Genomic DNA, 8,463 nt, shown 5'->3' with positions numbered 1-8,463 from the left:
ATTTTTCAAAAACGCCGCCGTTGACGGACCGCCTCGTAGATGAGCAGGGAGCTGGCAACCGCAGCGTTCAGCGACTCGGCACCACCCGGCATCGGAATAAAAACGCGCCGGGAAGCAACCCTTATAACCTCGGGCCGCGGCCCGGCCCCCTCACTCCCGATGACCAGCGCCACCGGTCCCGTGAAGTCCGCCGCGTAAAAGGGCGTCTCCCCCCGCGGGTCGGCAACAACCAGCGTCAGGCCCGCCGCCTGCAGAAACCGCAGCGCCTCCGCCCAGGGAAGGTCCTGCACCACCGGCAGGTGGAAAACCGCGCCTGCCGTAGCGCGCACCGCCTTCGGGCTGTAAAGATCAACGGTGCCCGCAAGCAGCAGGGCGCCGGTCGCTCCTGCCGCCTGTGCCGTCCGGATGAGCGTCCCTAAGTTTCCCGGATCTTGAAGCCCGTCTACCACTAAAATTAGCGGCGGCTCCGGACGGAGCAACGCCTCCAGAGCCACCGTCGGTATCCCGATGACGGCCAGAACCCCCTGCGGGGTCTCGGTAGCGGCCACCCGGGAAAAGACCTCGGTGGGTAGTTCGTATAGCGGCACGCCGCGCTGCCGCGCCAGGGTGAAAAGCATCTCCCCCTTCTGAGCCGCGAAGTCAGGCGTAAAGTAGACCCCTTCCACCGGCCAAGCGGAAGCAAGCGCCGCCGCGACCAGACGCGGGCCCTCCGCGACGAATTTTCCCTCTTTCTCCCGGTGGCGCCGCCGGGCAAGACGGATAAGCGCCTTCACCCGCTGGTTATGTTTCCCCAGGCGGATCATTGCTCCAGTCGGCGTAACCGGTCGTTCCGGCCCACCACCACCAGGATATCCCCTTCCTCCACCGTGTGGCGCGCCCCCGGAGAGATGATAATCTCGTCCCCCCGGCGGATCGCCAGAACCGTCACGCCGTATTTCATCCGGATCGCCGCCTCGCCGATCGACTTGCCCACGAACTTCTGCGGTGCAATCAGCTCCATGAGGCTGTAATCGGGCGAAAGCTCGATCTGGTCCACAATGTTGGCCGCAACGAGAGCCCGCGCCACCCGAACGCCCATATCCCGCTCCGGAAAGACCACCTTATCCGCACCTACCTTGGCCAGAACCCTGCCGTGAAGCTCGGATCGCGCCTTGGCCACCACCGTCTTCACGCCCATTTCCTTGAGCATCACCGTCACCAGGATGTTGGCCTGAATGTCTTCGCCGATGGCTACGATCACCACGTCGAAATTCCGGATGCCTAAAGACTTGAGAGCGTGCTCGTCGAGGGCGTCCACCTGCACGGCATGGGTCACGATATCCATCACCGCGTTGACCTTTTCCGCGTCCACATCCACGGCCAACACATCGTAACCCATACGCGAGAGGGTCTCGGCAACGCTGGTCCCGAAGCGACCCAGCCCGATCACCGCAAACTGTTTCATTTCCCCTTCTCCTTCAACCGACCATAATGTTTTCTTCCGGATACCGGAAAGTAACCCGCCGCTGCTGGGCTAGGGCATAGGCGATCGTCAAAGGCCCCAGCCGGCCGATAAACATCGTCAGGATAATCGCGATCTTGCCTACCGGCGTGAGCGCAGGCGTGATCCCTGTAGATAAGCCCACCGTACCGAAGGCCGAGACCGCTTCAAAGAGCAGCCGGAGGAAATCCTTTCTTTCCGCCGCCAGCAGAACGAGCAGCACAAAACCCAGCCAACCAAGCGCCAGCAGGCAGATGCCCGCCGCCTTTAAAACCTGCTGTAGCGGGACCCGGCGCCCGAAAACCTCGGTGGCTTCCCGCCCGGCAGCCAGTGACCAGAGGGTTAGAACCAGCAGGGTAAAGGTGGTGGTCTTGATGCCGCCGCCGGTAGAGGCCGGTGAAGCCCCGATAAACATCAAAAAACAGAGCCAGAGCTGCGTTACCGGCGCCAGCGCGCCGATATCCACAGTGTTGAAGCCAGCCGTTCGGGGGGTAACGGCCTGAAAGAAGGAGGCTAAAACTTTCACCGACCAGGAGAACCCGGCCAAAGTATGCCTCGACTCTAGGACTAGGAAGAAAACCGTTCCGACAGCGAGTAACGCTCCGGTAGTAAGCAACGTAAGCTTTGTATGGAGGGAGAAACGGCGCCACCGCCGGCGCTCGATAACCTCCGCAATCACGGAGAAGCCTAATCCCCCGATGATGATGGGCAGGGCAATGCCGAAGTTTACTACTGGATCCGTCACGTAGCCGGTAAGGCTGCGAAACTGGCCGAAAAGGTCAAAACCCGCGTTGTTAAAAGCGGAGACGGCGTGGAAAAGCCCGTACCAAATATTGTGCGGCCAGGGGTAATCCCGCGCCAGGTGTAGCATCAGAACCAGCGCGAAGAAGCCCTCCACCGCCGCTGTGTAGATGAGAATATAGCGGACCAGCCGGACCATCCCCGCCACGTTCACCTGCCCCAGGGACTCGCGGATGAGGATGCGCTCCTTGAGCCCGATCTGGCGCCCTAACAAGATCGAAAAGATCGTCGCGCTGGTCATTATCCCCAGGCCGCCGAGCTGGATTAAGAGCAGGATCACGGTCTGGCCGAAGGAAGACCAGAAGGTACCGGTATCCACCACCACCAGGCCAGTTACGCAAACGGCTGAGGTAGCCGTAAAGAGCGCCGTCAGGAAACCGGGGGGTTCCCCGGACTGCGTGGCCCAGCTCGTGTTCAAAAGGAGCGCCCCGGCAAAAATAAGCCCGGCAAACCCCAGAACCAATATTTTCGGTGGCGAGAACCGCCACCGGTGCTGCTCCTTCTCGCTACCGGACCGCTTTGGCACTAAATCTGGCCCTAAAACAACTTTTTCTTCCATAACACAATTAGAAATTAGCCCTATTCAAGAATTAAGCATGGTTTTGAAAACCATGCTCAACGAAAATCCGGGCCCAATTGAGTTCTTATTTACGAGCTGAGGCGGGCCTTCGCCACTGCTACGAGCTTGCTAAAGGCCTGCGCGTCATTCACGGCGATATCGGCCAGCACTTTGCGGTTAATCTCCACGCCCGCCTGCCTTAAGCCCCTGATCAGGCGGCTGTAAGAAAGACCGTTCTGCCGGGCCGCCGCGTTGATACGTGCAATCCAAAGGCGTCGGAAGTCCCGCTTCCTTGCCCGGCGGTCGCGGTAAGCGTACATGAGCGACTTCATTACCTGCTGTTTTGCCACCCGGTAAAGCTTTGATTTTGCGCCCCAGTACCCCCGCGCTAATTTCAGGATCTTTTTATGTCGCTTCCGCGTTACCACACTCGTCTTAACCCGCGGCATGCTTTATACACCTCCGTAACGGTAAAAACTTAATAGGGCAGAAGCCGTCTGACGCGCGCCGCATCTCCCGGTGCCAAAACCGTCTTTTTACGGAGCCGCCGGGTCCGCCTGCTCGGCTTACCCACGAGCAAGTGGCTTTTGAAGGGGTGCCACGCCACGATCTTCCCCGTACCCGTTTTCTTGAAACGCTTAGCTGCTCCCCGGTGCGTCTTGATCTTCGGCAACGTTACTCCTCCTTTCCCTGTCCGGCCTGGGAGCCAAAATCATGATCATATTCCTTCCCTCTAGCTTCGGCGGGCGCTCGACCACCGCGATGCTTGCCACCTCTTCCGCCAAGCGCTGCAGAAGCTTTTCGCCGATATGGGGGTGGATGATCTCCCGCCCGCGGAAGATGAGGGTGACCTTCACTTTGTCGCCGTCGTTCAGGAAACGCGAGATGTTACGCGCCTTGACCTGGAAGTCGTGCTCCTCAATGCTCGGCCGCATCTTGATCTCCTTGACACTGATTACCCGCTGCTTCTTGCGGGCCTCCCGGTCCCGCTTGCTCATTTCGTACTTGTACTTCCCGAAGTCCATTATCCGGCAGACGGGCGGCCTAGCCTGCATGGCTACACCTACCAGGTCCAGCTCGCGCTCTGCGGCGATCCGTAAAGCCTCCTTAAAAGGAACGATGCCGATCTGCGTGCCGTCGACATCGATAAGCCTTACCTCACGCGCCTTAATCTCCTCGTTAATCGGAAGATCCTTCGTAATAAGCTTTACACCTCCCAGAATTACCCATAAAGAAAGGCGGATTAACCCATCCGCCTGAAAGCACGCTATTATAAAACTTCTAAAGCCAACCTTACTGGCAGCCCGTGCGCCGTAAGGTGAGAAGCGGATGGCTTCTGCTTTGCCAGCGAAATCTTATTTACTTGCTGGTATTATAACAGACGGCTGCCGCAACGTCAACAAATACCAACGTTTCCCATAGCTATATTTTTCGCGTCTTAATTTCTTCGCGTACCCGGTTAACAAAGGTGGACAGCGGCATCACCCCGAGGTCTCCTTGACTCCGGTGGCGCACCGCTACGGTCCCCGTGGCGGCCTCCCGGTCACCAACCACCAGCATGAAAGGAACCTTCTGGACCTGGGCCTCCCGGATCTTGTAGTTGACCTTCTCGTTCCGGGCGTCAAGCTCCACCCGGATATTAGCCTCCTCTATCTGCCGCGTTACCTCAGCAGCATAAGCGGCGTGGCGGTCGGTAATCGGCAGCACCCGGACCTGAACCGGCGCCAGCCAAACTGGAAAGGCCCCGGCGAAGTGCTCGGTTAAGATGGCCATGAAGCGCTCCAGACTGCCGAAGACGACCCGGTGGAGCATCACCGGCCGGTGGCGCTGCCCGTCTTCTCCCACGTAGTAAAGGTCGAATTTTTCCGGCATCAGGAAGTCTGCCTGGATAGTCCCACACTGCCACGTGCGCCCCAGGCAATCCCGAAGGTGGAAGTCGATCTTCGGGCCGTAGAAAGCGCCGTCGCCCTCATTTACCTTGTAGGGCAGGCCGCGCGCTTCGAGCGCCTCCTGCAGGGCCCCCGTAGCGAGCTCCCAGATCGCGTCATCACCCATCGCCTTCTCCGGCTTTGTGGAAAGCTCCACGTGGTAATCGAAGCCGAAGACTTCCCGGTAGAAATACTCGACGAGATCGATGATCTGCAGGATCTCCTCCTTCACCTGGTCCCGCCGGCAGAAGATGTGCGCGTCGTCCTGAGTGAAACAGCGCACCCGCATTAGCCCGTGCAGAACGCCCGACAGTTCGTGCCGGTGGACCAGTCCCATTTCCGCCAGCCGGACGGGCAACTCCCGGTAAGAGTGGACCCGCCGCTTGAAGACCAGGATGCCACCCGGACAGTTCATCGGTTTGATAGCGTAAGGCTGGTCATCGATTGTGGTAAAGTACATGTTTTCCTTGTAGTGGTCCCAGTGGCCCGAGCGTTCCCAAAGCTCGCGGCGCAGAATGATGGGGGTGCGGATCTCCTGGTAACCCCGGTGCCGGTGGACTTCCCGCCAGAAGGCCTCGAGCTCGTTGCGGATGATCATTCCCTTGGGATGGAAAAAGGGGAAGCCGGGCCCCTCCTCCCGGATGCTGAAGAGGTCGAGTTCCGCCCCGAGGCGCCGGTGGTCCCGCCGCTTGGCCTCCTCAAGACGGTGGAGGTGCTCCTCTAAGAGAGACTTTTTGGGGAAAGAGGTGCCGTAGATGCGCTGCAACATCTTGTTCCGCTCGTCCCCGCGCCAGTAAGCGCCCGCTACGCTGAGGAGCTTGAAAGCCCGGACGTAACCCGTCGAAGGCAGGTGCGGCCCGGTGCAGAGGTCGGTAAACTCCCCCTGGCGGTAACAGGAGATGACCGCGTCGGGCGGCAGTTCGTCGATAATCTCGACCTTATAAGTCTCGCCTGCCGCGAGGAAGGCGGCGCGGGCCTCTTCCCGCGAAAGCTCGCTGCGCTCAAGCGGCAGGTCTTCCTTGATAATCCGTTCCATTTCCGCCTCGATGCGCGCCAGATCCTCCGGCGTAAAGGGCCGCGGTACGTCAAAATCATAGTAAAAACCGTCGGCGATTGCCGGGCCGATCGCCAACTTGGCCTCCGGGTAAAGTCTTTTGACCGCCTGCGCGAGGATGTGGGCCGAGGTATGCCGGTAAACGTCCCGTCCCTCCTCGTCCGCAAAGGTGAGGAAGGTGACCGCCGCCTCCGGCGGTAAAGGCGCACTGAGGTCCACCAGCTTACCGTTTACCCGCGCAACCAGCGCCTCTTTCTGGAGCCGCTGCCCCAGCGTCTTTAAGACATCCGCAGCAGTTACACCGTCCGGAAACTCTTTCCTGTTACCATCCGGGAAGATTACTACCGTCACCGTAACGCCTCCTCGAAAATAGACGTTTAAGCTTATACTGACGGACCTTGGGGGTCCGTTCAACGTTCAACGCTTGACGCGCCGGAAGCGGTGCGTTTTCATCACCATAATAAACAACTCCTAACCCGAATCCCGGCTTCACTCCAGCCCTTAAATAACAAAACCCGCCCCGTTCAGGGACGGGCTTGCGCGGCCCGCGGTTCCACCCTGCTTGGGAGGGAAAACTCCTCCCCGCTCGGCTGCGGGTAACGGTCGCTAACCGTTCCCGGCACTGCAGAAGATAAGCCGTAGAAAATGCACAGGGGAAAGTCCCGTATCCAGCCGCCCCATTGCGTGCCGGGAAAGCTCCGGGGGTGGTACCCTTCTTCAGACGTAACCCAGGAACGCTCTCAGCCACGGCGTTCCCTCTCTGTGGCACCTGGAAGAGGGCATGTTCCCGTTCATCGCCTTTTCGTTTTTCGCTTGCTTCCCCTTTTTATACTAAGAGCCGGCCGCTCCTGTCAACCGGAAAAGTAGCAAAAAAAGCGCCTGGAGACCACCGATAAGCCCGCCAAGTACAGCGCCCATCACTTCGATATGCTTGATCTCCTTGCGCGCAACGGTAAAAACGATTCGCTCTAAATCTTCGAGGGGAAAGGCGTTGAGCCTTTCTTCGACCAATTGCCCAAGGCTCACCTCTTGTTTCATCGCCCCCCCGAAAGAATCGACCAGCGCCGTTACCAGTAGAGGAAGGTAATCGCCTACAAGGTCGCTTACGGCCTCGGCTAACGGCCTTTTAACCGCCACTGGTACCCAGTCCGGCACCTTCGCGAGCACCGCCCGCCGGACCGCCTCCCGCAGAAGCGAAGCCGCCCGTTCAGCCACCTCCCGTTCGCGGAGCCGCTGCAGGATGGCGTCGACCGACAAGACTTCCCGCTCGATAACCTCACCCGCGCACCGCGCTAACTCGTAGCGGCGCCGCGGCAGAACCCCCTGGAGGGTCCACCGCCAGATCCGGTAGGGCCTATAAGGTCGGAAGAGGAGCTTTATCGCCAGCAGGTTCGTAATCCAGCCGATAAAAGCTCCAACTAATGGAAGCAGGATAAGGTTAACGTAAAACATTTTGGCCTGCGGGAAACGCTCCCGCTATGCTAACAGATGCGAGGCAGGGGTGTTCCCGCAAGCATATCCAAAAATTTTGTGCCGCCGAAAGCTGTCTTAAGGTAAGCATCGCCCCGGCCGGAGCAAACTTCACCGCTGAGCGCCGCCTCTTGGCCTAGAGGGTGACGGCGTAGCACACCGAGCGCCTTTTCCCCGTCCGCAGCAGGGACAACGGCCATGAATTTCCCTTCGTTCGCCAGGTAGAGGGGGATCCAGGCCCAAAAGCGCCGCTGCCCCCTTCACCTCGGGCCGGACGGGAATTGCGTCCTCTTTCAGGATGATATCGCACCCGGCCGCCAGCGCAATCTCCTTGGCCGCCGTGGCCAGACCCTCGCGGGTGAGATCACGCATCAGCTTTACGCCCGGCACTGCGGCCAAGAGCTCCCCGATGATACCGCTAAGGGGCGCGCAGTCGCTCCTCACCTGCCCGGCAAAGCCGAAGCCCTCCCGTAGCGATAAGATGGTCATCCCGTGCTCCCCGATCGGCCCGTTGATTATAATCTGGTCGCCTGGCGCAAGACGTGCGTAACCCAAATCGACCCCGTCGGGAATAAGCCCTACCCCCGTCGTGTTGATAAAGAGCTGGTCGAGATTTCCCCGTCCTACAACCTTGGTGTCACCCGCTACTATCTCTACCCCCGCTTTGGCGCAAGCCGCCGCCATCGAGGCCACGACCCGCTCTAGTTCTGCAAGCGGGAGCCCCTCTTCGATTAGGAAAGAGGCCGTGAGGTAAAGAGGCTTCGCCCCTACCACCGCCAGGTCGTTTACCGTGCCGCAAACCGCAAGCTTTCCAATATCCCCGCCCGGAAAAAAGAGGGCTCACCACAAAAGAGTCGGTGCTCACCGCCACCCGGCATCCAGAAAGCTCAAGCGCCGCCGCGTCGGTCAGGCTTTGGAGTGTCCGGCCCGGGAAGTAGCGGAGGAATAACCCCGTGATGAGTTCGTGGGTCAAGGCACCGCCGTCCCCGTGGGCTAATAGCACCACGTCATTCTTACGCATGGTTCGTTCTCTCCTTATAATGGCGTTCAAACTGGTAATAGGCAGCACAGGCCCCTTCAGACGAAACTATGCAGGGACCAACCGGGGAGGTGGGATTGCAAGCAACGGCAAAAAGACGGCACTCTTTAGGCGTAAGCTTTCCTTTGAGGA

The 8,463-nt window shown here is 59.6% G+C and carries 9 protein-coding genes, 1 pseudogene and 1 other annotated feature; all 10 genes and pseudogenes read right to left on the bottom strand.

The window, feature by feature from the left end:
• Window positions 1-5 precede the first annotated feature (5 nt).
• Window positions 6-803: a TrmH family RNA methyltransferase gene (locus ACUVTA_RS00535; protein WP_445951022.1), complete on the bottom strand. Its 798-nt coding sequence runs from the start codon at window positions 801-803 to the stop codon at window positions 6-8.
• Window positions 800-1,444 carry a potassium channel family protein gene (locus tag ACUVTA_RS00530; protein ID WP_445951021.1) on the bottom strand — a complete coding sequence of 215 codons (645 nt, stop codon included), beginning with the start codon at window positions 1,442-1,444 and terminating at the stop codon, window positions 800-802. The genes ACUVTA_RS00535 and ACUVTA_RS00530 overlap by 4 nt, the downstream gene beginning before the upstream one ends.
• 13 nt (window positions 1,445-1,457) lie before the next feature.
• Window positions 1,458-2,840, bottom strand: coding sequence for a TrkH family potassium uptake protein (locus ACUVTA_RS00525; RefSeq protein ID WP_445951020.1), 1,383 nt, complete (start codon window positions 2,838-2,840; stop codon window positions 1,458-1,460).
• Between the two features lie 89 nt (window positions 2,841-2,929).
• The gene (gene rplT / locus ACUVTA_RS00520; protein WP_445951019.1) at window positions 2,930-3,289 is read right to left on the bottom strand and encodes a 50S ribosomal protein L20; all 360 of its coding nucleotides are present in this window, start codon (window positions 3,287-3,289) and stop codon (window positions 2,930-2,932) included.
• Between the two features lie 29 nt (window positions 3,290-3,318).
• Window positions 3,319-3,513 (bottom strand): 50S ribosomal protein L35, encoded by a 195-nt coding sequence (gene rpmI, locus ACUVTA_RS00515; protein WP_445951018.1) that lies wholly within the window; start codon window positions 3,511-3,513, stop codon window positions 3,319-3,321.
• On the bottom strand, window positions 3,479-4,024 hold the full coding sequence (infC, locus tag ACUVTA_RS00510; RefSeq protein ID WP_445951029.1) for a translation initiation factor IF-3: 546 nt from the start codon (window positions 4,022-4,024) through the stop codon (window positions 3,479-3,481). Before infC ends, rpmI begins: the two co-directional genes overlap by 35 nt.
• Window positions 4,025-4,064: 40 nt before the next feature.
• Window positions 4,065-4,188: a sequence feature (ribosomal protein L20 leader region), on the bottom strand.
• 74 nt (window positions 4,189-4,262) lie between these two features.
• Window positions 4,263-6,173, bottom strand: a complete 1,911-nt coding sequence (gene thrS / locus ACUVTA_RS00505; protein WP_445951017.1) for a threonine--tRNA ligase — start codon at window positions 6,171-6,173, stop codon at window positions 4,263-4,265.
• 480 nt (window positions 6,174-6,653) lie between these two features.
• Window positions 6,654-7,274: a DUF445 domain-containing protein gene (locus ACUVTA_RS00500; protein WP_445951016.1), complete on the bottom strand. Its 621-nt coding sequence runs from the start codon at window positions 7,272-7,274 to the stop codon at window positions 6,654-6,656.
• Between the two features lie 129 nt (window positions 7,275-7,403).
• Window positions 7,404-8,072, bottom strand: coding sequence for an AIR synthase-related protein (locus ACUVTA_RS00495; protein WP_445951028.1), 669 nt, complete (start codon window positions 8,070-8,072; stop codon window positions 7,404-7,406).
• Window positions 8,073-8,305: 233 nt separating this feature from the next.
• Window positions 8,306-8,463, bottom strand: a pseudogene (locus ACUVTA_RS00490) (hypothetical protein); the annotation flags it as partial.

The organism is Thermodesulfitimonas sp., assembly GCF_052743955.1.
Note: the sequence above shows the minus strand (reverse complement) of the source record. Positions and strands in the feature narration are given on the sequence as shown.